Origin of the sequence: Streptomyces sp. CB02980 (assembly GCF_014451325.2) — a bacterium.
Taxonomy (GTDB): Bacteria; Actinomycetota; Actinomycetes; order Streptomycetales; family Streptomycetaceae; genus Streptomyces.
This window is the reverse complement of record NZ_JACSCH020000006.1, coordinates 284889-308983: the sequence shown is the minus strand read 5'-3', so window position 1 is coordinate 308983 and position 24095 is coordinate 284889. Positions and strand designations below refer to the sequence as shown.

Genomic DNA, 24095 nt, shown 5'->3' with positions numbered 1-24095 from the left:
TGGGCGCGAACGGCCGGAACTCCGAGAGGGTTCGCGCCGGTTCTTGCATCTGTCACGCGATCGATGACCTCGGTCATTTCCGCCGGTGGGTACGGGAATCAGGCACTCCGGGATGACGGGAGTCACGGTGCGGAAGGCCGTCCGTCACGCCCTGCCCGGGAAATGTCACCGATTCCGGCGGGCGCCGATCGGGGTCCGATTCCCCGCGCGAGAGTGGTGCCCGGCGTCTGCCCTGCGTACGGCGCCTTCCCGTCCGCCGGCCTCCGGGGCCGCACGGCCCCGGCGCCGGACCGTCATCCTCGCGCCCACGGAGGCACCGTGCAGACCACGCAGACACCCTCGGACACCGGCCCGAGCCCCCTCGAACCCGCCCTCGCCGTACCGGCGTTCACCGGAGGCGTGCGCGTTCTCTTCGCCCCCGGGGACGGCGACGTCGCCACCCTCGCCGGGCCCGCCACCTCGCTCGCCCTCCGCCCCGTCCGGGACGGCGTCCGGACCGCCCTGGAGCGGCTCGCCGAAGGACCCCTGCCGGCCGAGGAGTTGTACGAGGGGCTTCGCCCCGCCGAGCGCGTCCAGTTCGAGCGGGTCCTCGACCGCGCCCGGCACCTGGTGGCCCACGCCGTCCTGGCCCGGGGCGGGAGCCGCGAGCTGCTCCGTCTTGAGCCGGTGGCGCGCGACGCCGCCCATGTGCCGGTCCTCGTCCCCGCCGGCGCGACCGTACGGCTCTCCCGCTTCGCCTTCTGCCGCAGCCGCGAAGGCGCCCTCGTCCTGGAGTCGCCGCTGGTCAAGTTCCGGGCGGTGCTCACCGACCCCGCCGCCCGGACCCTGGCCGCCGCGCTCGGCGAGCCCGGCACCCCCGCCCGCCTCGGCGCGCACGCCGGTCTCGACGAGGCCGGCACCACCGATGTCCTCGGCCATCTCGTCGGCGCCGGATTCGCCGAACTCGCCGACGAGGACGGGGTCTTCGCCTCCGACGGCGAACCCGTCCTGCGGCAGTGGGACTTCCACGACCTCCTCTTCCACTCGCGCATCCGCTCCGGCCGGTACGACGACGTGTTCGGCGCCGTCTACCCCCACCGGGGCGCCATCGAGCCCCGGCCGGCCGTACGCCCCGTCCCCGAGGGCCCCTCCGTGCCCCTCCACCGGCCGACCCGGGAGGAGATCGCCGCACACGACCCGTCCCTCACCACGGCGATCGAGACCCGGCGGTCCATCCGGGGCTACGGCGACCAGGAGATGACCGCCCGCCAGCTCGGCGAGTTCCTCTACCGCGTCGCCCGCGTCCGCGCCCACTACACGCCGGAGCCCGGCAGCGACCGCGACGAGGTCGTCTCCCGCCCCTACCCGAGCGGCGGCCAGGGGTACGAGCTGGAGCTGTACGTCACCGTGCGGCGCTGCGAGGGCCTGGCACCCGGCATCTACTACTACGACCCCGTGGGTCACCGGCTCGTCCTGCGCAACGAGGAGGAGGCCGACCGCGAGTCCCTCTTCCACGTGGCCTCCCGGGCCACCGGCATGGAGGCGCGCCCCGACGTCCTCGTCACCGTCACGGCCCGCTTCCAGCGCATGTCGTGGAAGTACCGGGCCATCGCCTACGCGACCACGCTCCGGCACACGGGCGTGCTCTACCAGACGATGTACCTGGTCGCGACGGCCCTCGGTCTCGCCCCGTGCGCGCTGGGCAACGGTGATGCCGACATGTCCGCGAGGGTGCTCGGCCTCGACTACCTCCAGGAGTCCTCGGTGGGCGACTTCCTGCTCGGCAGCCGGCGCCCGGACGACTCCGTCGCAGGTGAGCCGGGGGAAGGATGGCGGATGCTCAACAGCCCCGAGTGGTCCCTTCCCGAGAACCCCTGAGCCCTTCCGACATGACGCCGGTTATTCCGGGCGTGATAAACGTCAGGCGGAGCTCGGAAAGGCTGGTGCAGGGGATGGTCGGTCAGCATTATTGGTGTTGCAGCCGAACGGTTGCCGAGAAGAATTCGGAAAGGAATTCAGAATGAGCATCGACGACATCAAGCAGGGCCAGGACGCGGACAAGGCGTTCGAGAACTTCGACGTCGACGAGCTGGAGACCCTCGAGGTCGCCCAGGGCGTGGCCCTCCCGGAGATGGGTGCCTCCAGCGGCTCGATCGGCACCTCGTCCTCCAGCTCCTCCACCTGCTCCGCCTGCTGAACATCCCCCAACCGAAACGCTGAAAGGAAACACACCATGAGCATCGACGACATCAAGAACGGCGACGACGCGGCCTTCGACAACTTCGACGTCGCGGAGCTGGAGACCCTCGAGGTCGCCCAGGGCGTGGCCCTCCCGGAGATGGGTGCCTCCAGCGGCTCGATCGGCACCTCGTCGTCGTCCTCCTCCACCTGCTCGGCCTGCTGACCGAGTAACCGAGGCTGAACGCACGACGCACGAAGGATGCGACCGCCCGGCCCAGGCCGGGTGGCGCATCCTCGCGTGCGTTTCGGTGCTTCCGGTGCGTGCGGGCCGTCAGCCGCGCAGGGCCACGTGGAAGGACGAGGCCCACAGCACGATCGCCGCGCCCAGGCCCACCACCGTGCGGATCGTTTCCGCAGTGGTGCCGGCCGCCAGGACGACGAGCCCCACCAGCGCGACCGCCGTCAGGAAGATCGCGGTCCACTTGTACTGCCCCTGGTCGAAGAGGCGGGCGAGCGGGAAGAAGTGCAGGCCCACGACCAGGCAGATCCCGACCGGGATGAACTCGGGGTGACCCGAGGCGTTCGACGCGGCGATCACCGCGAAGATCGCCACCAGCTCGGCCATGTTGACCAGGCCGACCCCCCGGTTCCACTTCTCCGGCAGGCGGACCAGGCGGGTCACCGGACCCGCGGTGCCCCGGAAGGCGAACACCACCGCGCCGGCGGTCACGACGGCGGCGACGACGCCGACCGCGACGGACACGGGCACCGCCGCTATTCCCGAACCGCCCGCGAAGGCCCAAACGAGGGCGAAGACGGCGAGGACGATCGCGCCGCGACGGCGCAGATTACGCGTGAGTGCCAGGCACTCGGCGTCGGTGGTTTCCGTAGTCATGGCGCGGACCTTACAACGACGCTCCTCGATGATCCGACCGCGTTGTCTATTTTCAGCCAGTCCGACTCGGACCCGTCTCGAACGAAGCCATGGCCCGAGCGTCACGGAAAGGGTGACACATGTCAGCCGGTATCCCTTTCCCCTATCGCCCCGTAATTCCCCGTCACATGATTGCGTCCGGAAGTGAAAGAAAGCCAAGGACGTTGTTCTCGAATTCTCGGAAGGTGCGAAAGCATGGGGGTTGATGCGCTGGAGCGCACTGCCGTGAAGCCGGATTCCGACGGCCTGACGGGAGTGCGGCTGCACACACGGATGCCGGTCACACCGGCCTGGCTCGCCCGGTACGTCGTACCGGTCGCCCGCGCGCTGAACGAGGCGGGCGCTCCCGCCGTCCAGCTGCGCCGCGGGTGGCTCCACGGGCCGCACGTCGACATCCTCGCCCGCGACGCCACCGGCGTCCCGGGCGGCGGCCCCGACTGGGAGGGCGTCGCCCGGGCCCTGGACGCCGGCCCGCTCGACCCGCCCCGGGCCCTCACCGAGGAGACCTACCTCGACCAGGCCCGCGAGTTCGGCCGCCTGGAGGCCGTCCAGCCGCCCTACCTGCCGCTGCGCGAGCACGGCGCCGTCGAGCGGATCGGGCCCGGCGTCCAGGACGGCGGGCAGACCGGCGGACCCTCCGGAGCCGCCGCCCGCGACCCGCGCCTCGACCGCTTCCGTACCGTCGTGCACGGGGCCCTGACCCCCGCGCTCCTGCGGACGATCGACGACCTCGCCGGCGAGCCCGGCTCCGGCACGCTCCGGCTCGCCGAGGCCTTCGTCGCACTCGCCGACACCCACACCCTCGGCCTCGGGTACGGGGTCTTCTCGCCCCGCTCCCACGTCGAGGCCTTCCTCGCCTGGGCCGCGCCCACCAAGGACGTACGCCCCGTCTTCCAGCAGCGCCTCGCCAAGGACGCGCCCGCGCTCCGCCGGGTCGTCGAGCAGCGGCTGAGCGGCGAGGTCTCCGCCGCCGCCGCGGCCTGGCGCACCGGACTCGCCTACGGCGCCGGTGCGTTGGAGAGCGCGGTCGCCGCCGGCAGCCTCACCCTCGACCTGCTCGACGGCGCCACCGCGGGGCTCGACCGCTCCGAGATGGGGCCGCCCGGCGCCACCACCGTCGTCCCGCAGGGCGAGCAGCCCGACAGCGACTTCCACCGGACCGTCGGCGAGGCCGGCGTGACCTCGGCCCCGTCCCCGTGGTTCGCCTCCTTCCGCCTCCTCACGAACCTCTTCTACGAGCAGCTGCCGCTGCTCACCGTCTCCCCGATGCAGCGCTACTACACCTGCTTCGCCGTCGCCGAGACGGTCGACGAGGTCCTCGGCGTCTCCTGGCGCGAGCGCATCGCCGCGAACACCACTGCCGGGAACACGAGTTCCGCCGCCCCCGCCCCGAGCGCCGCTCCGGGCACCGCCCCCGAGGGAGCCCTCCGATGACCGCCCCCGTGATCGGCATCCCCACGGACCCGCTCGGGGACACGCCGCCCGAGCCGGTGACCGTACCCACGCCCGGTACGACGACCGCACCGGCGCCCGCGCCCGTGGACGTACCGGCATCCGCGCACGCGGCTCCCGCCCCCGAGCCCCTCTGGTTCCTGCGGGTCAACCCGCTGCGCCGGGCCCGGCTCGCCGACGCCGAACTGCGCCGGCAGCTCGTCCTCGTCACCGCCGCCGAGCAGGCCCTCGCCGAGGCCTCCGCCGCCGCCTCCGACGAGCTGTACGAGCGGATCGGCGCCGCGACCGACGACGCCGAACGGCGTGAACTGATCGCCCTGCGCCGCGCCGTGAACAGCGGCAAGGCCCCGAAGAAGGCGCCGGAGCCCGCGACCCCCGTGATCGACGCCTGGCTCGAAGCCCGCCAGGAGCGCGAGCGGATCCGCGAGGAGCTCGTCACCGGCTACCCCGACGCGGCCGAGCGCGAGCGCGGAGTCCTCGCCGAACTCCTCGGCGACGCCGACCTGTTGCGCTCGCTCGCCCTCGTCGCACCCGAGGTCCACCAGGAGGCCGAGCGCTACCGCGCCGCCGTCCGGGCCCCCGGCAAGGTGCCCTCCAAGTCCCGCAAGTCCGAGCGCGGCCTCATCCAGTACGTCACCCGTGCCATGGTCCGCACGAGCCCGCTCGCCCGGTTCACGGCCGTCGGCATCGCCGAGCCCGACCCGGCCGCCCCCGGACCCGACGAGGCGGGCTTCGGCGGCGCGACCGCCTTCCCCGGCCTCGACCGCGTGATGCTCAACTACGTGCTCGGCGGACTGCCCGACCCCGCCGACCGGGCGATCGAGGACATGTGGATCGGCCTTCCGCCGACCTCCGCACCCGACCCGGCGGCCGGGAAGCTGTTCTTCCTGAAGCCCGCCCCCGAGGGGATGCGCCGCGCCGCCGTCTCCCTCGACGGCCCCGCCGGAGACCTCCTCGACGCGGTCTCCATGGGGCCCCGCCCCTTCCCGTCCGTCGTCGCCCATGTCGCCGCACGCTCCGGCATCGCCGCCGAGGACGCCGACCAGAAGGTCCGCGGCGCCGTCGCACAGGGCCTCCTCTGCACCTTCCACGAGGCCGAGGACGGCGCCACCGACTACGACGTCCTGCTCACCCCCGACGACCCCCGCCCGGTGACGAAGCGGCTCACCGACCGCGTCAAGGCCGGTATGCCCGCGTTCACCGCCGCGCCCGCCGCCGAACGCGGCGACGCGCTGGCCGAGCTGCGCGGCGCCCTCGGCGAACTCAGCCACGCCGCGGGCCGCCCCGCCCACGTCACGGTCGAGGAGGACTACGTGATGCCGCCGCTCAAGGTGGCCACGGAACCCTGGAAGGAGTCACTGAAGGACCTCGGCCCGGCCGTCGAACTCCTCACCGTCTTCGACTGGCTGCACGACGTGCGCGTCCTCATGACCGCCGCGTTCGTCGAGCGCTTCGGCCCCGGGGCCAACGTCCCCCTCGCCGCCAACGCCCCCTTCGTCGTCGGCGAGGTCTCGCGCCGCGCCGCCGCCATGGCCGCCGTGTACGGCCCCGACGGCCCCGGCGACCCGACCGCGCTCAAGGGCATCGGCCCCGCCGACGGCTCCCTGGAGCGCATCTACGAGCTGCGCCGCGAGGTCACCGAGGCGCTCCACGCCCTCATCGGCCAGGCCGTCGAGCGCGGCGACGACACCCTCCGCATCAGCCCGGAGCAGGTCGCCGGCCTCACCGGCGACCTGCCGGAACGCTTCCGCCGCGACCCGCTGATCTACGGCATCCTGCTCCAGCGCGGCGACGGCCACCTCGTCCTCAACGACGGCCTGCCGGGCCACGGCATGCTCTACGCCCGCTTCCTGGAGGCCGACCGGCGCCTCGGCGGCCGCGCGCTGCCCCGCCTCGCCGACCACGTACGCCGCGTGTACGGCTACGACGGCGCCCGCGTCACCGAGGACCTGGGCCTGCACCGCCTCAACGTCAACGCCCACACGCCGATCCTGCCCGGCGGCCTCACCCCCGACGACTGGTTCGGACTGCGGCTCGCCCACGACCCCGAGACCGACTCCCTGCGCGTCGAGGACGCCGAAGGCGCCCCGCTGCGGGTCCTGCCGCTCGGCACCGGCCACCCCGGCCTCTTCCCGCCGCCGCTCTCCGTCGCCTCCGGCCTCGCCATCAGCGGCCGTCTCTTCAACGCCCTCCCCAACAGCTGGCACGCCGCCACCCCCTGGGACCGGGCGACCACCCGGATCGCGCCCCGGATGGCTGTCGGCGACGTCCTCATCGGCCGCCGCCGCTGGTACGGGGGAGAGGAACTGGGCACCGCCCTGGCCGCCGGGCCCGAGGAGCACGAGCGGCTCCTCGCCCTCAACGCCTGGCGCGCCAGGTACGGCGTCCCCGAGGAGGTCGTCATCAAGACCGTCCCCGAGGACGAGGGCCCGCTCTCCGTCGGCGCCCCCGACATCCAGTCCAAGCGCCTCCAGCAGAAGCCCCAGTACGTGGACCTGAGCAGCGCGCTCGGCGCCCGCGTCCTGCCCCGGATGCTGGAGCGCCGCGGCGCCGACAGCGGCGGCAGCTACCTGGAGGAGGCGCTGCCCGGCGTCGTCGACGGCACCCACGCCACCGAGTGGGTCGTCGAGGTCGGCAGGACCGCCGGCGGCCGCTTCACCTACCACCCGACGACCGAGGGGGAGGAGCGATGACGATGCCCGCAGCGGCGCTCAGGACGCGACCCGACCTGCACTACGCACCCGTCCCCGGCGGGGTCTACTTCAGCGGCGCCCGCGCCCAGTTCGTGCTGCGCGGCTCCGAGGTCCTGCACGCCGTCGCCCAGGGCTGCGTCCCGCTCCTGGAGGACGGCACCGACGAGGACGCGCTCGTCGCCGAGATCGGCACCGAACGCGCCCGCCCCGCCGTCCGTCTCCTCGTCGACAGGCTCCGCGAGAACGGACTGCTCCTCGACCCGGCCGCGCACACCGCGCCCGAACCGCCCGCCGACGTACGGCAGCGGCACGCCGAGTCCCTCGCCCGCCTCGAAGGCCTCCTCGACGACCCGTACGGGGCCTTCGCCCGGCTCCGTGCCGCGACGGTCCTGGTCACCGGCCCGGCGACCGCGACCGGCCCGGCCGTCCGCGGTCTGCGCCGGGCCGGGGTCGGCACGGTCCTCACCGGTACGGAGGAGGCGGCCGCCACCCCGGACGCGGTCCTCGACATGCGCGAGGACGACGGCAGCCCGGCGCCGTCCGCCGACGCGCCCCTCGTCGTCCCCGTCCTCCTCGGCGGCACCGGCGTCACCCTCGTCGGACCCGCCCTCACCGGCCCCGGACACCCGGCCGTCCGGGCCGCGTTCCACGACCGGGCCCGCGCCTGGGCCGCCGCCGAGTCCACCGCGCCCGCGCCCCGCCCCATGGCGGACGCGCTCGCCGGCGCCCTCGGGGCGCAGCTCCTCATCGACACCCTCACCGGTACGGCGGACACGGGCGAGGCCCATGTCGTGCACGGGACGGACCTGGTCTCCGACCGGGTCACCGTCGAGGGAGCCCACCAGGCGGCCGCGACCGGCCGGCCGGGCTCCCTCCCCGAGGGTCCCCTCACCCTCGGCACCGCCCCCGCCGGCCCCCGGCCCGAACCGGACGAGGCACGCGAGACGGCGACCCCGCTCGCCGCGCGCTGGACCGGACCGCTCGCCCTCACCGAGGGCGCCGACCTGCCCCAGATGCCGCTCGCCCTGCGCGCCGCCGAGCTCCGCACCGGCGGCCGCCCCACGACCACGGTCCTCGCCTGGGCCGCCCACCAGGAGACCGCCACCGTGGCGGCCACCCTGCAGGCCCTGCGGGCCCTCATCCCCGGGGCTCCCACCCCGGCGGCCGGTCCGCACGCCCACATCCCCGGGGCTCCCACCCCGGCGGCCGGGCTCACGAGGGAACACTGGCTCCTCGACGGCGCGCTGCGCCTGCTCGCCGAGGAGACGGCACCCCTTCCGGCGAAGACCGCCACCCCGCACGTGCCGCCCGCGGCCCTCCCGGCGGGCGCTCCCGCCGCGGCCGCGGGCGGCGTGGCGTGCGAGGGTCTCGACGCGGAGGGCCTGCGGATCCTCGCCGGACTCCGCGCCCTCCTGCCGCACGAACCCGCGGTACGGCTGCACGGCGTGCCCGGCCTCGACTGGCGGCTCGCCGAGGTGACCGCCGAGGGCGCCACCCTCGGCCGCGCCTGGGGCGCCGACGCGGCGGAGGCCGCCCGGAACGCCCTGTGCACCGCGCTCGCCCACCTCCAGACCGTGGACGGCCCCGGCACCGTCGACCCGCTCTCCACCGACGCCCTGCTCTTCGCCGACCGCGCCGCCCTGGACGCCCTCCGCGCCCAACTGGCCGCCCGTAACGCCACCACGTACCGGGGCGAGGCCCTCCGCCACGACCCCGTGCTCGGCGAGCTCCCCCTCTGGTACGGCCCCGTGGAGGCCCACGATGCCCACTGACACGCTCACCCCCGTCCCCGCCCCGGCCCTCGCCCGGGGCCCCGGGCTCGACGCCCACCCCGCCGACGAGGCCTGGCGCTCCGCGCTCGACGTCCTCGCGGACGTCCTCCCCGAGGGAACCGTCGCGGTCGACCGCGGCTGGCACCTCGACTGGGAGCGGGCGCGGTTCGACGAGGCCGTCGCCGCCGGCCGGGCCCACCTCTCCGTACGCCTCCTGGGCGACGAGGTCCTCGTGGGGCCGCTCTGGCGGCCCGGCACCGACGCGGGCTGCGCCGGCTGCGCCGAGGTCCGCGACCGCACCGTCCCCGACCACCCCCTCGTCGGCGACCTGCGGCACGCGACCACCGCCCCCGGGCCGGGCGCGCCGCTCCTCCCCGAACTGCTCCGGGCGACCCTGGAGCACCTGGTGAGGCGGCCGCTCGGGCCCGGCGAACTCTTCTCCGTCTCGCCGCGCGGCCTGCGCCGGCACCGGATCGCCCGCAGCTTCCACTGCCCGCTCTGCGGACCGGCGTACGAGCGGCTCGACGGCACGGAGACCCCGGCGCCGCTCACCCCGACCGACCGGCCCGCGTTCCCGGACGACTGCACCCGCACCGCCGCGAGCCGGCTCGTCGAGCGCGGGGTGCTCCAGGACCGCCTGGTCGACGACCGCTTCGGTCCCGTCCGCGCGCTCCTGCGCGAGTCCCGCGCCCCGTTCGCGATGAGCATGGCCGTGGTGCCGGACGCCCCGGCGATGGGCCACGGCCGCGCCCGGACCTTCGCCGAGACCGGACCCGTGGCGATCCTGGAGGCGTACGAGCGCCTGGCGGGCTTCCCGTACGACATCCCCGTCCTCACCCACCGCTCGTACGCCGAGGTCACGGAGCACGCCGTCGACCCGGCCGGTCTCGGGCGGTACACGGCCGAGCAGCTCGCCCACCCGACCAGCAGGGCCACGCCGTTCGACGCGGACACCCCGATGGACTGGGTGTGGGGCCACGACCTCGACGACGGGCGCGCCCTGCTCGTCCCCGCCGACCACGCCTTCTACCAGTACGAGTACAACCACCGCCGCGACCGCAGGGCCGCCCGCGCCGCCGGGACGCCCGGCCGCAAGCACTACTTCTACGAGTCGTCCAGCGGCTGCGCCGTCGGCGCCAACCTCGAAGAGGCCGCCCTGCACTCGCTGTTCGAGCTGGCGGAGCGGGACGCGTTCCTGCTCTCCTGGCACCGGGCCGCCCCGCTGCCGACCATCCCGAACTCCTCCCTCACCGACCCCACCAGCCGCGCCATGATCGAGGTGATGGAGTCGCGCGGCTTCGACGTGCACCTGCTCGTCGCCACCCAGGACATCGGCCTCCCGGTCGTCTGGGTGCTCGCGGTGAACCGGCTCAACCCCTTCCCCGCCACCTTCTCCTCGGCCGGCTCCGGCGCCGACCCGCAGTCCGCGATCCGCGGCGCCCTGCGCGAGGTCGCCCAGCTCGTCACCAACCCGGTCGACTGGACCCGCGAGACCGTCGAGCCGATGGTCGAGGACCCGTGGCTGGTCCAGGAGCTGGAGGACCACGTCCGCTTCTCCTCGCTGCCCGAGACCGCCGCCCGCGCCACCGCGGCGCTCGGCGGACCCCGGGTCACGCTCGACGAGGCCTTCCCCGACTGGCCGGGCCGGATGGAGCGCGGCTCCGGCGGGGACGTGCGCGGCGCCCTGGACTTCGTCCGCGGACTGTTCGCCGGGGCCGGGCTCGACCGGATCGTGCTCGTCGACCAGACCAGCCGCGAACACGCCGACGCGGGCATCCACGTGGCCCGCGCGGTCGTCCCCGGCATCGTCCCGATGTGCTTCGGCCACGCCCAGCAGCGGCTGGCCGGACTGCCCCGGCTCACCGCCGCCCTGCGCGGCACCGGGCAGGAGCACCGGGCGATCCCCCTCGACCCCCACCCGTTCCCGTGACGGCCCCGACGGCCCCGACGGCCCCGCGCGCGACGGACGCCGGCGCCGGGGTTCCGCCCCGGCGCGGCCCGGTCGACCTGCCCGGCCCCGAGGGCGACAACAGCATCGCCCGCGAGCCCCTCTGGTACGCGTACGGGGCCGGGGACGACGCGCCGGAGGCGCCCCCGTGGACCTGGGTGCCGCAGCCGCCGCCCGACACGCACGTACCGCCCCCGCCGCCGCGCGGGGGCGGCCCGCGCCTGGCCCTGCCGCTCGGCACCCACGACCGGCTCGCGGCGCTGCCCTACCCCGCGCCGCCACCCGGCGGCGGGCGGGGCCGGGGCGCGGCCGAACCGGTCGAGGACCGGCTCGGCCGCGCCCTCGTCACCGCCTTCGGACCGCAGCGCAGAGAGCCCGAGAACCCCTACAACGACCACCGGCCGTACGCCTCGCCGCGCTGTCTCTTCCCCGTCCACGCCTTCGTGGACGGGGGCGCGGGCATGCCGTGGCGCCTGCTCGAACCGGACCGGCACGCCCTCACCGGTGCCCCGGCGGCCCCCGCCCGGAACGTCGTGCTCACCGGCCGGTACACGACTGTGCCGCCCGCCTACCAGTGGTTCCGCGGCTCGCTCATCGCCATCGAACTCGGCTTCGTACTCCGGGCGTTGAGCCTCGGGCTCGAACTGTTCGACGTGCCCGCGCGGCTCCGGCTTCCGGGGCGGGACGCCCACGGGCTGCTGCCCGCCCTGGGCCTGGAAGACGCCTGGGCGTGGTCCCTGCCGTTCGTCGTGGAGCTGGACGACGGCGGGGGAGTGCAGGCCCGGGAGGCGGACTCCGTTCCCGCGCCGCCGGCCCATCTGGCCCGTACCGACCCCGCCCTCGCCGAGCTGATCCGCGTCAACCGGGAGCAGACGTACGACGGCGCCCCCGCCCCGCTCACCACCGCCGTCCCGGCGGGCCTCGGCCCCTCCGCGACCGTGCCGGACTGGGCGGAACTGCTGTGGCGGCGCCACTCCGGACGCATGCCGCGCGCCCTGCACGGCATGAGCGGCCGGCGCCGGAAGGTGCCCGCCGAGGCGCTCGACAGCGCGGCCCGCTGGCTCTCCGTACCGCCGCCCGGACGCGAACTCGCCATCGCCTTCGAGGCGCTGACCGTCACCGCCGTCGTCCAGGGCGTCGCGGGACAGGCCGACGGCGTCCACCGGCTCAGGGACGGCGCCGCGCGCCTCCTGCGTGCCGACACGACCGCGCCCGAGCGCCTGGAGGAGCAGTACGGCTACGGCGTCTCGCCCGTCAACGGCTGCGGCATCCGCGACGCGCCGCTCACCGTGTTCCTGTCCGTACGGACCCGGGAGCTCTTCGAGCGCCTCGGGACCGCAGGCTGGGGCGCCGTCCAGCACGCCGCCGGCTGGGCCGCGCACGGGCTCTGCCTGTCCGCCGCCGCCTCCGGCCTCTTCGCCCGCCCCGTGCGGGCCTTCAAGGAGATTCCCACCCAGCGCGTCCTCGGCCTGGACCCCGACGAGATGATCGTCCTGTCCGTGGTCGTGGGAGTACCGCAGGACACCGGCGGCGCGCTGCTCGACCTCAGACTCTGAAGGAGCGTCCCCGTGACCCCGACCCCGACCCCGATCCCGACGGCGGCCACGGCCCCGCCCCCGCCGCCCACGGCGCGGGCGACCGACTGGACCGCCTGGCATCTCCACCTCGGTACGACGGCCCGGTCGGCACACGACCGGGTCGTCACCGATGTCATCGGCCCCACGATCCGCGAACTCGCCCCCGGCACCCCGTGGTTCTTCATCCGCTACTGGCAGTCCGGCCCGCACCTGCGGCTCCGCGTGGGCGACCTCGACACCGCCGCACGCGCGCGCGTGGAGGCCGCCCTCGCCGAGCGCCTGGCCGTCGCCGGCGCGCCCTCCCCGGGCGAGGAGCCGCTCGACCCCGCCGCCTACCGCAGCGGGGCCGAGCGGCTTGCCGCCGCGGGCGAGACCGGCGAGAACACCTCCGTGAAGGCCCTGCTGCCCCCCGGCGTCCACCCGGCCGTCTACGAGCCGGAGTTCGACCGCTACGGCGGCCGCGCCCTCATGCCCGCCGCCGAGTCCCTCTTCACCCTGTCCAGCGCCCTCGTCCTCGCCGCCCTGCCCAAGGTGGGCAGCGAGCGGCAGCGGGCCGTGCTGGCCCTGCGCGGCACCGTCGCGGTCGCCGCCGCCCTCGGGGACCCGGCGGAACGCGCGTACTACTACGCCCACGGTCTCGGCGCCTGGCGCGCCTGGGCCGCCGAGGCGGGCCACCCGGCCGCCCTTCTCGACACGATCACCCGGGTCGAGGGGGCGGTGACCCTCGACCCGGGCTCCCACGGCCCCTTCGCCGGCTGGCACGCCCGGATCGCCGCCCACGCGGACGAGATCCGGGAGCAGTCGCCGACCCACCCGGGCATGGTCCTCTTCTCGCACGCGCACATGCTCCACAACCGGCTCGGCCTGAGCCTCCTGGAGGAGCTGCGCACGTACGCGGTCCTGGCCCACGCCTTCCCCGTACCGGAGAACACCCCCGTACCGGAGAACACCCCCGTACCGCGGAACGTCTGACCACAGACCCCCCCCACGGGGATCACGAAAGGCCCGGCCGGTTTCCCGGTCGGGCCTTTTCGTGGTGCGCGCCCGGCTCCTACTCGGGGCGCGGGTCCCAGCGGAAGCTGCGGACGGCGATCAGGGCGCCGATGACACCCCAGGCGGCGAGGACCGCCAGGTCACGCCACTGGAAGCCGGCGTCCTGGGTGAAGAGCGCCAGCATGGCGTCGTTGAACGGCTTCACGGGCAGCAGGCCCGCGATGGTGTTGAGGAGCTCCGCGTGGATCGGGAAGTAGCTGCCCGAGATGAAGACCAGCGGGAACTGGATGAACTGCACGACGGCCGGAGCCGCCTCCGAGTTCTTGATCAGCGAGGCCACGCCGACACCGAGCGCGCAGAAGCTCGCCGCGCCCAGGACGAGGGTCAGCAGGACCGCGCCCCAGTGGGTGGGCAGGTCGACGCCGTAGAGCGCGCCGATGCCGAAGACGAGCGCGACGTCGACGATGCTGACGACGACGCAGTGCACGAGCAGACCGGCGAAGTAGACCCAGGCGGGCAGCGGCGTGGCGTGCAGCCGCTTGAGGACTCCGGTCTGCCGGCGCATCGCGAGCACGATCGCCAACTGGCCGTAGCAGGCGCCGAGTACGGACACGGCCGCGATCACCGGCGTGTAGTACTGCATGCCGGTCAGACCGAAGAAGAAGTCCTCGCCCTCGCTGCCGCTGAACACCGCACCGAAGATGCCGATGATGACGATCGGCAGCACGAAGGTGAAGACCATCGACTGCGGGTTGCGCCAGAACGACAGCTGCTCGTAACGGATCTGATGGCCGAGCAGGGCCAGCGGGTTCCGTTCGCGCGGGGCGGCCGCGCGGGTCGCCGAGGCCGCCGGGGCGGTCGTCTCGGCGGTCGGGGGGATCAGGGTGGTCATGAGCGGCTCCGTCCGGGTCGGCGGCCTCGTCCGGCGGGCGCCTTGCGCTCCCGCGCGGACGACGGCGAGGAGGCTTCCTGCTGTACGTACTCGCTGGTCAGGCTCAGGTAGACGTCCTCGAGCGTGGGCTGCTCCACGGTCAGCCGGTCGAGCGGCGTGCCCCGGTCGAGCGCCCAGCCGGTCAGCCGGTGCAGCGCGGCCGTCGGCTCGGTCGTCTCGGCCGTCACCAGGCCGTCCTCCACATCGCTCACCGGCAGGGGTACGTCGGCGAGCGCGGCGCCCGTCGGCAGCGCGAAGCGGATCCGGGTCTGGGCGCTGTCGCGGCCGCCGAGGGTGTCCGGGGTGCCCGAGGCGACGATCCGGCCCTCGGCGATGACCACGACCGAGTCGGCCAGCGCCTGCGCCTCGTCCATGTAGTGGGTGGTGAGGACGATGGTGGTGCCGTCGTCGCGCAGATTGCGCACGACGTCCCAGGCGCCGCGGCGCGCGTTCGGGTCGAAGCCGGTGGTCGGCTCGTCCAGGAACAGCAGCTTGGGCCGGCCGACGACGCCGAGCGCCAGGTCGAGCCGGCGCTTCTGGCCGCCGGACAGGTCCTTGACCTTGGCGCCCTTCTTCTCGTTCAGGCCGACGAGGTCGAGCAGTTCGTCGACGTTCCGCGGGTCGGGGTAGTAGCCGGCGTTGCGGGCCACGGTCTCCCGTACCGACAGATAGGGCTCCACGGCGATGTCCTGGAGGACGAGGCCGACCTGGCCGCGCAGCCAGTGTCCGTCGGCCTTGACACCGGGGTCGCGGCCGAGGACCTCGACCCGCCCGCCGTCTCGCTCCCGGAAGCCCTCCAGGATCTCCAGGGTGGTGGTCTTGCCCGCGCCGTTCGGCCCGAGCAGGGCGAAGATCTCGCCCTCGGCGACGCTGAAGTCGACGCCGCGCACGGCCTCGTGGTCGCCGTACCGCTTCTGCAGGCCTTCCACGGCCACCGCGGCGGTCACCGCGGTCCCTCGGCTCGTGTCACTGTGTGCCTCCCGGCGTGGTGGTGGGACGTCGTGGGGTCGTCGCCCGCAGACGGACTCCGGGGCGCAGCCTCGACGTTAGGTGCGGGCCGGCGGGCCGGGCCGGGCCCGCGGGGACGGCGGTGACGGACGTCATGGAAGCCGCGACAGTTGTCAGAGGGGGGCGTGACCCGCGTTGCCGGGGGCCGGTGGGCGACCCATGCTCGGGGTGCGGCGGACGGCCGGACTGCGGGAGACCGCGGCTGGCGACGCCGGCGGTGCCGACACAGCAGCGACGCGGAAGGCGGTCTCAAAGGTGCGGTTCGGGGATCTGGACGAGTGGGGAGCGGAGGAGCGGCCGCACGTCTCGGTGGTCGGTGCCGGCATCGGCGGACTGACGCTGGCCGGTGCGCTCTCCTCCATGGGAATTCCGTACACGGTGTACGAACAGACACGGCGGCTCGCGGAGGTGGGGGCGGGAGTCCAGCTCTCGCCCAACGCGGTCAGGCCGCTGCTGCGGCTCGGCCTCGGCCCGGCCCTGCGCGAGCGGGCGGTGGCGATCGAGGCCATGGAGGTACGGGGGTGGAGCGGGCGGCCGATCGCCCGGACGCCCCTCGGCGCGGAGTGCGAGCAGATGTTCGGTGCCCCGTACTACACGGTGCACCGGGCGCATCTCCACGACGCGCTCCTCACCCTCGTCGCCGAGGGCAGCCTCAAGCTGGGCGAACGCCTCAGCGAGGCGCGGGAGACGGACGCGTCGGGTGACGGCGTACGGCTGGCCTTCGAGGACGGAACCGTCCGCGGGGCGGAGCTGGTGGTGGGCGCCGACGGCATCCACTCCACGGTCCGCGAGGCGTTCCGGCACGACGAGCCCGAGTTCTCGGGGCTCGGCATCTACCGGGGCCTGGTGCCCATGGACCGGCTCCCGGACGCGGCCCGCGCGCCTCTGGTGCGCCTCTGGCTCGGCCCGGGCGGGCACTTCGTGTGCTACCCGGTCGCGGCGGGGGAGTACCTGAGCTTCGCGGCGACGGTGCCGATGGCACAGTCCCCGGGCGAGTCCTGGTCGGTCCCGGGCGATCCCGAGGCGCTGCGCCGGGTGTTCGGCGGCTGGACCGGTCTGGTCGCGGACGTCGTGGGCGCCGTGGAGACGACCCTCCAGTGGGCGCTGCACGACCGGCCGCCGCTGGACGTCTGGTCCTCGCGCAGGCTGACCCTGCTCGGCGACGCGGCCCACCCGATGCTGCCGTTCATGGCGCAGGGCGCGAACCAGGCGGTCGAGGACGCGATGGACCTGGCGGCCTGTCTGGCCGATCCGGCGCCGTCGACGACCGCGGCCCGGCTCGACCGCTACCAGTCGCTCCGGATCCCCCGCACGGCGGAGATCCAGCGCGGCTCGCGCGGCAACGCCGGCATCCTGCACCTGCCCGACGGCCCGGCCCAGCGCCGCCGCGACGCCCGCATGGCCGTCCACGCGGCCCTCCGCGACCGGGCGATGCTGTACGCCCACGAGACGGGCAGGAGCGTGGTGCCGACCCCGGCGTGACGACGGTCGGGGCCACCGGCCCCGCCCATTGGCCTAGACCTATTGTGCGACCCTGCCCGCGACGGTACGTTCGTCCCGGCTGCGCAGCCGGCACATTCCGCACCGCATCGCACCGCAACGCTCCACATCGCATCGTCACGCACTCCGCCGGGGCATCCCGGCGTTTTCAGGAGGACATGCCATGTACCGTCGCATCGCAGCCGCACTCGCCACCGCGGCCACGGCCGGAGCCCTCGCGCTCGGCACCGCCGGCTCCGCCGAGGCCGCGGGCCCCGGCTTCTACGCCCGCAGCCACCACGCCTCGTACGCCGAGTGCCAGGCGGCCGGCGTGGCGGGCCGGCCCATCTGGGGCGCGCTCTTCCTTTGCGAGCCCTTCGGCCCGACGCACCCGAACGTCTACGTGCTCTGGGTGCGCTACTGATCCGGCCCCCGGCCCGGGCGGCGGCGGCTGCCCGGCCCGGGGACCGTCACGTGAACAACCGATTCGGCTGTCCGACCGATCCGGCTGAACGACCGATTCAGCCGGAAAACCGATTCAGCACTCGATGATGTTCACCGCGAGACCGCCCCGGGCGGTCTCCTTGTACTTCACGCTCATGTCCGCGCCGGTCTCCTTCATGGTCTTGATGACCTTGTCGAGGGAGACCAGGTGGCTGCCGTCGCCGCGCATCGACATCTTCGCCGCCGTGACGGCCTTGACCGCCGCCATGCCGTTCCGCTCGATGCACGGGATCTGGACCAGGCCGCCGACCGGGTCGCAGGTCAGGCCCAGGTTGTGCTCCATGCCGATCTCGGCCGCGTTCTCCACCTGCTCCGGGGTGCCGCCGAGGACCTCGGCGAGGGCGCCCGCCGCCATCGAGCAGGCCGAGCCGACCTCGCCCTGGCAGCCGACCTCGGCGCCGGAGATCGAGGCGTTCTCCTTGAAGAGCATGCCGACCGCGCCGGCCGCCAGCATGAAGCGGACGATGCCGTCGTCGTCGGCGCCGGGCACGAAGTTCATGTAGTAGTGCAGGACGGCGGGGATGATGCCCGCGGCGCCGTTCGTCGGGGCGGTGACCACCCGGCCGCCCGCCGCGTTCTCCTCGTTCACGGCCATCGCGTAGAGCGTGATCCACTCCATCGCGTGCGCCTTCGGGTCGCCCTCGGAGCGCAGCTTCCGCGCCGAGTTCGCGGCGCGCCGGCGGACCTTCAGGCCGCCGGGCAGGATGCCCTCGCGGGACATGCCGCGCGAGACGCAGGACTGCATGACCCGCCAGATCTCCAGGAGGCCCGCGCGGATCTCGTCCTCGGTGCGCCAGGCCTTCTCGTTCTCCAGCATCATCGCGGAGATCGACAGACCGGTCTCCTTCGCGAGGCGGAGCAGCTCGTCGCCGGTACGGAAGGGGTACTTCAGAACGGTGTCGTCGGGGACGATCGGGTTCTCGCCGGCCACGGCGTCCTCGTCGACGACGAAGCCGCCACCGACCGAGTAGTACGTCTTCTCCAGGACCAGGCCGCCCTCCGCGTCGTACGCGAAGATCGTCATCCCGTTGGCGTGGTACGGCAGCGCCTTGCGCCGGTGCAGGACCAGGTCGGCGTCGAAGTCGAAGGGGATCTCGTGCGCGCCGAGCAGGTTGATCCGGCCGCTCGACTTGATCCGCTCGACCTCGTCGTCCGCCGTCTCCACGTTCACCGTGCGCGGCGAGCTGCCCTCCAGGCCCAGCAGGACCGCCTTCGGGGTGCCGTGGCCGTGGCCGGTCGCGCCGAGCGAGCCGTACAGCTCCGCCCGGACGTGCGCGGTGTGGGCGAGCAGGCCCTCGTTCTTCAGGCGGCGGGCGAACATCCGGGCCGCGCGCATCGGTCCCACCGTGTGGGAGCTCGACGGGCCGATGCCGATCGAGAACAGGTCGAAGACCGAGATGGCCACGGAGGACTCCTTGTGGGGGCTAGACGCCGTTGTCTGCCGGGGTGGAGCAGAAAAGCGCGGTGAAGAAGGACGTGCGGTACGGCGCGAGGACATGGGGTGGGGCACCGCGCTCACTGTCCAGTGTGCGCGGTGCCCCGAAGGTTCCGGACGAACGACCGCAGACCGGCCGCAGAACAAAAGCGTACGAAATTACTTCAGGCCGGGGTACAGCGGGTGCTTGTCGGCGAGCGCCGTCACCCGGGCCTTCAGCGACGCGGCCTTGTCGGCGTCGAAGCCGGGCTTCAGGGTCTCCGCGATGATGTCGCCGACCTCGGTGAAGTCATCGGCCTGGAAACCGCGGGTCGCGAGCGCCGGCGTACCGATGCGCAGACCCGAGGTGACCATCGGCGGGCGCGGGTCGTTCGGAACGGCGTTCCGGTTGACCGTGATGCCGACCTCGTGGAGACGGTCCTCGGCCTGCTGGCCGTCCAGCTCGCTGTCGCGCAGGTCGACGAGGAGCAGGTGGACGTCCGTACCGCCGGACAGGACGGAGACACCATGGGCGGTGACGTCGTCCTGGACCAGGCGCTCGGCGATGATGCGGGCGCCGTCCAGGGTGCGCTGCTGGCGCTCCTTGAACTCCTCCGAGGCCGCGACCTTGAAGGAGACGGCCTTGGCCGCGATCACGTGCTCCAGCGGGCCGCCCTGGAAACCGGGGAAGACGGAGGAGTTCAGCTTCTTCGCGAACGCCTTCTTCGCCAGGATGATGCCGCCGCGGGGGCCGCCGAGCGTCTTGTGCGTGGTGGAGGTCACCACGTCCGCGTACTCGACCGGGTTCGGGTGCAGACCGGCCGCGACCAGACCCGCGAAGTGGGCCATGTCGACCCACAGGTAGGCCTCGACCTCGTCCGCGATCCGGCGGAACTCGGCGAAGTCCAGCTGACGCGGGTAGGCGGACCAGCCCGCGATGATCACCTTGGGGCGGTGCTCCTTGGCGAGGCGCTCGACCTCGGCCATGTCGACCAGACCGGCCTCGTCCACGTGGTACGCGACCACGTTGAACTGCTTGCCCGAGAAGTTCAGGCGCATGCCGTGGGTCAGGTGACCGCCGTGCGCCAGGTCCAGACCCAGGATCGTGTCGCCCGGCTGGGCGATCGCGAAGAGGGCGGCCTGGTTCGCGGAGGCACCGGAGTGCGGCTGGACGTTGGCGTACTCGGCGCCGAACAGGTCCTTGATCCGGTCGATCGCGATCTGCTCGGCCACGTCGACGTGCTCGCAGCCACCGTAGTAGCGGCGGCCCGGGTAGCCCTCGGCGTACTTGTTGGTGAGGACGGAGCCCTGCGCCTCCATGACGGCGACCGGAGCGAAGTTCTCCGAGGCGATCATCTCGAGCGTGGACTGCTGACGGCGGAGCTCGGCGTCGACGGCGGCGGCGACGTCCGGGTCCAGCTCGTGGAGGGGAGTGTTCAGAAGCGACATGAAATCGATCCCTAGGGGTCTCGGGTCAGCCGGCGGTGAAGGCGGCGTACTCGTCGGCGGTGAGCAGGTCCTCCGGCTCGCCCGTGAGCTTTACCTTGAACAGCCAGCCACCCTCGAACGGAGCGGTGTTCACGAGGGACGGGTCGTCCACGACGTCCTGGTTGGCCTCGACGATCTCGCCCGTCACCGGGGCGTACAGGTCGCTGACCGACTTGGTGGACTCCAGCTCGCCGCAGGACTCGCCCGCGGTCACCGTGTCGCCGACCGCCGGGAGCTGGGCGTAGACGACGTCACCGAGCGCGTTGGCCGCGAACTCCGTGATGCCGACCGTCGCGACGCCGTCCTCGACGGCCGACAGCCACTCGTGCTCCTTGGTGTAGCGCAGCTGCTGGGGGTTGCTCATGACCTGATTCTCCTGGATCGAGGGAGTGCTGATGAACGTGGGTCTTGCGGGGTGAGACGCGAAGTGAGACGGATACGTCACTTCTGGCGCTTGTAGAACGGCAGCGCGACGACCTCGTACGGCTCGTGGGTACCGCGGATGTCCACACCTACACCCTGGGTGCCGGGCTCGGCGTGCGCCGCGTCCACGTACGCGATCGCGATCGGCTTTCCGAGGGTCGGGGACGGGGCTCCGGAGGTGACCTCGCCGATCACCACGCCGTCCTTGACGACGGAGAAACCGGCGCGCGGCACCCGGCGGCCCTCGGCGACCAGACCGACGAGCTTGCGCGGCGGGGCGGTCTCGGCGCGCTCGGCGGCCTTCTCGAGCGCCTCACGGCCGACGAAACGGCCGTCGTTGGTCGTCTTCTCGAACTTCACGACCCGGCCGAGGCCCGCGTCGAAGGGGGTCAGCGCGGTGGTCAGCTCGTGGCCGTACAGCGGCATGCCCGCCTCCAGGCGGAGCGTGTCGCGGCAGGACAGGCCGCAGGGGATCAGACCGACCGGCGCGCCGGCCTCGGTCAGCGCCTTCCAGACGCCCTCGGCGTGCTCGGGCTTCAGGAACAGCTCGAAGCCGTCCTCGCCGGTGTAGCCGGTACGGGCGATCAGCGCGGGCACACCGGCGACCGTGCCGGGCAGGCCGGCGTAGTACTTCAGACCGTCCAGGTCGGCGTCGGTGAGCGACTTCAGGATGCCGGGGGACTCCGGGCCCTGGACCGCGATCAGGGCGTACGCGTCACGGTCGTCCCGGACCTCGGCGTCGAAGCCGGCCGCGCGCCCGGTCAGCGCGTCCAGGACGATCTGCGCGTTGGAGGCGTTGGCGACGACCATGTACTCCGTCTCGCCGAGCCGGTACACGATCAGGTCGTCGAGGATGCCGCCGTCCTCCTGGCAGATCATCGTGTAGCGGGCGCGGCCGACGCCCACCGTGGAGATGTTGCCGACGAGGGCGTGGTCGAGGAGCTCGACCGCCTGCGGGCCGGTGACGGTGATCTCACCCATGTGGGAGAGGTCGAAGAGACCCGCCTTGGTGCGGACGGCGATGTGCTCGTCCCGCTCGCTGCCGTACCGGAGCGGCATGTCCCAGCCGGCGAAGTCGGTCATGGTCGCGCCCAGCGAACGATGCAGGGCATCGAGGGCGGTCAGACGGGGGGCAGTGCTCATGGGGTGGCTCCCGGGTCCCAAGGGCGTGATCGGTGACGAAAACACATGACGGGCGAGGACGTCCTCCCCATCTGTCATGGAACCTGAGAGGTTCACCGAGAGCATCTCGTCGCCGAGAGATCGGTTTGCACCTTGGGTGGGGACACGACAGGTGTCCCGCTTTTCAGATCTGCCTCATCCACGCGGTACGGGGCCTGAGAGATTCAAGGGAGGGTCTTGCTCCTTCGGCGTCCGGACACGCCTGGCGTCCGGAACTCTCCCGCGCGGATTCGAGCGGCCGGTATGCGATTGTGTGGCGACTGTGCGCGCCTGGCGCGCACATCATTGCACGCGAGGTCGGCGGGGCACATCGCTTGTGTCCCATTACCGCTTCTTTACACTTTGTGGGCAAGGGTCTTCCCAGGCCCGGCAGGGGGAGAAGCGATGAGGTTCCAGCACACCGGCGCTTACGCGCCGGGTACCGGCATACCGTCCCAGCGAGCCCGTGCCCGGACCCGCGGCCGCGGGCGGCTCCTGCGCGACCTGCGCGAGCGCGGCGGCCGAGGGCCCCGCGCCCTGACCTTCGCCGCCGGCGACCTGGTGGTCGTCTCCGGGCTGCCCGGCAGCGGCAAGTCCACCCTCATGCGACGCGCCGCCGAAGGCGCCGGCATCGACTCGCAGGACACCCGGGAGCGCTGGGAGGCCCGGATGCCCCGCCTCCTGCCGTACGCCGTCTACCGTCCGCTGGTCCGGATCGCGCACTACGCGGGGCTGCGCCGCGCCCTGCGATCCGGCGCCGGAGTGATCGTCCACGACTGCGGCACCCAGTCCTGGGTGCGGGGCTGGCTGGCCAGGGAGGCCCGCCGCCGCGGCCGGGCCCTCCACCTGGTCCTGCTCGACGTCGACCCCGGCACCGCCCGTGAGGGCCAGCGAGCCCGCGGCCGGGGCGTCTCGTCGTACGCCTTCGCCCGGCACCGGCGGGCCGTCGCCCGGCTCGTCGCGGCGGCGGAGTCCGGCCGGCTGCCGCACGGCTGCGCCTCCGCGACCCTGCTCGACCGGGACGCGGCGGACACTCTGCGGAAGATCGGCTTCCGCCAGGCGGCCTGAGGCGGGCGCCGTGACGTACGCCGGGCGGAGACGAGGCGGGCCGCTGCGAGGAACGCCGGGGCGGCCCTGCGCGGGCCGCTGCGTCTCACGCAGGGCGGGCGGGCGCGGGCCGGCTCCGACGAACGCCGGGGCGGCCCTGCGCGGGCCGCTGTGACGTACGCCCCTGCCCAGGAGTGCCCGTACCCCTTCTTTTGGCCACGGCGGCGCCGGGGCGGCGTTAGGGTGCTGCCGGGGCGGCCGGTACGGCAGGCCGTGCGAGAAGGGGAAACGGGACCGTGGACGTGACGTGGCCGGGCAACGAGCTCGAAGAGGTCCTTGCCGCCTCCCTCGGCAACCCCTCGGCGGGCGCCCGCCTGGTCGAGGTCCTCGGCCGCAGCCCGGTCTGGGTGCCCCTGCCCAACGGCGGCGGACCCGACAGCCCGAACCTGGACCTCCCCACCATGGAGATCGACGGCGCGGCGTACGTCCCCGTCTTCAGCTCCGAGGAGCAGTTCCTCGCCTGCGTCGGCAGCCACATGTCGTTCACCGTCGCCCCGGCCCGTGAGTTCGCCCGCGGCCTGCCCCCGCAGCTCGGCATGGCCGTGAACCCGGGCGGCGTCGTCGGCGTCCCGCTGCCCCCGCCGGCCGTCGCCGAGCTCTGCCGCGTCGGCCGCACCCCGCTCGACGGGCCCGCCACCGGCGGCCGCGTCCGGCTCTTCGAGCCCGACTGGCAGGACGACCCCGTCGACTTCCTCGCCGCCGCGTCCGCCGAGTTCGAGGCCACCGGCGTCGTCACCACCGCCCGCCGGGCGCTCGCCAGTGTCGAGGGCACCGAACCCGCCCTCTTCGTCGGCGTCCAGCTCGTCGCCTGGGACGGCGTCGACCGCAACGCGCCGCTGGACGCCCTCGGCCGCGCCCTCGGCCGCGTCGAATGCGCCTGGCCGGTCAACCTCATCCTGCTCGACATGGCGCAGGACCCGGTCGGCGACTGGATGCTGGAGCGGGTGCGCCCCTTCTACCAGCGCGCCGCCGTGTGACGGACGGCCTGTTTAAGCTGAACTTCTCGACAGCAGGACGGACGTCGTCAGGACGGACGTCGGCACAGACGTGG

At 73.8% G+C, this 24095-nt stretch carries 20 protein-coding genes and 1 riboswitch; of the genes, 13 read left to right on the top strand and 7 right to left on the bottom strand.

All coding sequences use genetic code 11. The features are described 5' to 3' along the window. The first annotated feature begins 318 nt into the window (after nucleotides 1–318). From E0F75_RS15810 to E0F75_RS15800, 3 genes are all read left to right on the top strand, one after another. Nucleotides 319–1857 carry a SagB family peptide dehydrogenase gene (locus E0F75_RS15810; RefSeq protein WP_229312688.1) on the top strand — a complete coding sequence of 513 codons (1539 nt, stop codon included), beginning with the start codon at nucleotides 319–321 and terminating at the stop codon, nucleotides 1855–1857. Nucleotides 1858–1999: 142 nt separating this feature from the next. After that, complete coding sequence (locus tag E0F75_RS15805) at nucleotides 2000–2176, top strand: thiazolylpeptide-type bacteriocin (RefSeq protein WP_073912617.1); 177 nt, start codon at nucleotides 2000–2002, stop codon at nucleotides 2174–2176. 36 nt (nucleotides 2177–2212) lie between these two features. After that, on the top strand, nucleotides 2213–2383 hold the full coding sequence (locus E0F75_RS15800) for a thiazolylpeptide-type bacteriocin (RefSeq protein WP_015036315.1): 171 nt from the start codon (nucleotides 2213–2215) through the stop codon (nucleotides 2381–2383). A gap of 108 nt (nucleotides 2384–2491) precedes the next feature. Here E0F75_RS15800 and E0F75_RS15795 read toward each other — a convergent pair whose 3' ends face one another. After that, entirely contained in the window at nucleotides 2492–3055 is a 564-nt protein-coding gene (locus E0F75_RS15795) for a hypothetical protein (RefSeq protein WP_187623147.1), read from the bottom strand. A 234-nt stretch (nucleotides 3056–3289) separates the two neighbouring features. Between E0F75_RS15795 and E0F75_RS15790 the strand changes: the two genes are divergently transcribed. The 6 genes from E0F75_RS15790 to E0F75_RS15765 are packed head-to-tail and all read left to right on the top strand — an operon-like array spanning nucleotide 3290 to nucleotide 13508. Beyond that, nucleotides 3290–4528: a hypothetical protein gene (locus tag E0F75_RS15790; protein ID WP_229312687.1), complete on the top strand. Its 1239-nt coding sequence runs from the start codon at nucleotides 3290–3292 to the stop codon at nucleotides 4526–4528. Next, on the top strand, nucleotides 4525–7239 hold the full coding sequence (locus E0F75_RS15785) for a lantibiotic dehydratase (RefSeq protein WP_187623146.1): 2715 nt from the start codon (nucleotides 4525–4527) through the stop codon (nucleotides 7237–7239). The genes E0F75_RS15790 and E0F75_RS15785 overlap by 4 nt, the downstream gene beginning before the upstream one ends. Beyond that, complete coding sequence (locus E0F75_RS15780; protein ID WP_187623145.1) at nucleotides 7236–9011, top strand: hypothetical protein; 1776 nt, start codon at nucleotides 7236–7238, stop codon at nucleotides 9009–9011. The genes E0F75_RS15785 and E0F75_RS15780 overlap by 4 nt, the downstream gene beginning before the upstream one ends. Beyond that, nucleotides 9001–10941 carry a TOMM precursor leader peptide-binding protein gene (locus E0F75_RS15775; RefSeq protein WP_187623144.1) on the top strand — a complete coding sequence of 647 codons (1941 nt, stop codon included), beginning with the start codon at nucleotides 9001–9003 and terminating at the stop codon, nucleotides 10939–10941. The genes E0F75_RS15780 and E0F75_RS15775 overlap by 11 nt, the downstream gene beginning before the upstream one ends. Beyond that, nucleotides 10938–12515, top strand: a complete 1578-nt coding sequence (locus tag E0F75_RS15770) for a nitroreductase family protein (RefSeq protein ID WP_229312686.1) — start codon at nucleotides 10938–10940, stop codon at nucleotides 12513–12515. The genes E0F75_RS15775 and E0F75_RS15770 overlap by 4 nt, the downstream gene beginning before the upstream one ends. Nucleotides 12516–12527: 12 nt before the next feature. After that, nucleotides 12528–13508 (top strand): thiopeptide-type bacteriocin biosynthesis protein, encoded by a 981-nt coding sequence (locus tag E0F75_RS15765; protein ID WP_229312685.1) that lies wholly within the window; start codon nucleotides 12528–12530, stop codon nucleotides 13506–13508. A 79-nt stretch (nucleotides 13509–13587) separates the two neighbouring features. On the opposite strand, the gene E0F75_RS15760 is transcribed toward E0F75_RS15765, so the two are convergent. Further along, a complete protein-coding gene (locus E0F75_RS15760) occupies nucleotides 13588–14421 on the bottom strand; it encodes an ABC transporter permease (protein WP_187623143.1) in 834 nt (277 codons plus the stop codon). Continuing rightward, nucleotides 14418–15407: an ABC transporter ATP-binding protein gene (locus tag E0F75_RS15755; RefSeq protein WP_073912630.1), complete on the bottom strand. Its 990-nt coding sequence runs from the start codon at nucleotides 15405–15407 to the stop codon at nucleotides 14418–14420. The genes E0F75_RS15760 and E0F75_RS15755 overlap by 4 nt, the downstream gene beginning before the upstream one ends. Before the next feature lie 220 nt (nucleotides 15408–15627). Between E0F75_RS15755 and E0F75_RS15750 the strand changes: the two genes are divergently transcribed. Next, the gene (locus E0F75_RS15750; RefSeq protein WP_187623142.1) at nucleotides 15628–16950 is read left to right on the top strand and encodes an FAD-dependent monooxygenase; all 1323 of its coding nucleotides are present in this window, start codon (nucleotides 15628–15630) and stop codon (nucleotides 16948–16950) included. Between the two features lie 181 nt (nucleotides 16951–17131). Next, nucleotides 17132–17371 carry a hypothetical protein gene (locus tag E0F75_RS15745; protein ID WP_187623141.1) on the top strand — a complete coding sequence of 80 codons (240 nt, stop codon included), beginning with the start codon at nucleotides 17132–17134 and terminating at the stop codon, nucleotides 17369–17371. 114 nt (nucleotides 17372–17485) lie between these two features. Here the strand turns inward: E0F75_RS15745 and E0F75_RS15740 are convergent, their stop codons facing one another. From E0F75_RS15740 to gcvT, 4 genes are all read right to left on the bottom strand, one after another. Beyond that, entirely contained in the window at nucleotides 17486–18856 is a 1371-nt protein-coding gene (locus E0F75_RS15740; protein ID WP_187623140.1) for an L-serine ammonia-lyase, read from the bottom strand. A 189-nt stretch (nucleotides 18857–19045) separates the two neighbouring features. Beyond that, on the bottom strand, nucleotides 19046–20314 hold the full coding sequence (glyA, locus tag E0F75_RS15735; RefSeq protein WP_206706126.1) for a serine hydroxymethyltransferase: 1269 nt from the start codon (nucleotides 20312–20314) through the stop codon (nucleotides 19046–19048). Between the two features lie 25 nt (nucleotides 20315–20339). Next, the gene (gene gcvH, locus E0F75_RS15730) at nucleotides 20340–20717 is read right to left on the bottom strand and encodes a glycine cleavage system protein GcvH (protein ID WP_187623139.1); all 378 of its coding nucleotides are present in this window, start codon (nucleotides 20715–20717) and stop codon (nucleotides 20340–20342) included. 77 nt (nucleotides 20718–20794) lie between these two features. After that, entirely contained in the window at nucleotides 20795–21919 is a 1125-nt protein-coding gene (gcvT, locus tag E0F75_RS15725; RefSeq protein WP_187623138.1) for a glycine cleavage system aminomethyltransferase GcvT, read from the bottom strand. 173 nt (nucleotides 21920–22092) lie between these two features. Next, nucleotides 22093–22191, bottom strand: a riboswitch (glycine riboswitch). A 151-nt stretch (nucleotides 22192–22342) separates the two neighbouring features. On the opposite strand from gcvT, the gene E0F75_RS15720 reads away from it, so the two are divergent. Both E0F75_RS15720 and E0F75_RS15715 read left to right on the top strand, forming a co-directional pair. Further along, nucleotides 22343–23005 (top strand): AAA family ATPase, encoded by a 663-nt coding sequence (locus E0F75_RS15720; RefSeq protein ID WP_187623137.1) that lies wholly within the window; start codon nucleotides 22343–22345, stop codon nucleotides 23003–23005. Nucleotides 23006–23280: 275 nt separating this feature from the next. Next, nucleotides 23281–24021: an enhanced serine sensitivity protein SseB gene (locus E0F75_RS15715; protein ID WP_187623136.1), complete on the top strand. Its 741-nt coding sequence runs from the start codon at nucleotides 23281–23283 to the stop codon at nucleotides 24019–24021. Nucleotides 24022–24095 lie beyond the last annotated feature (74 nt).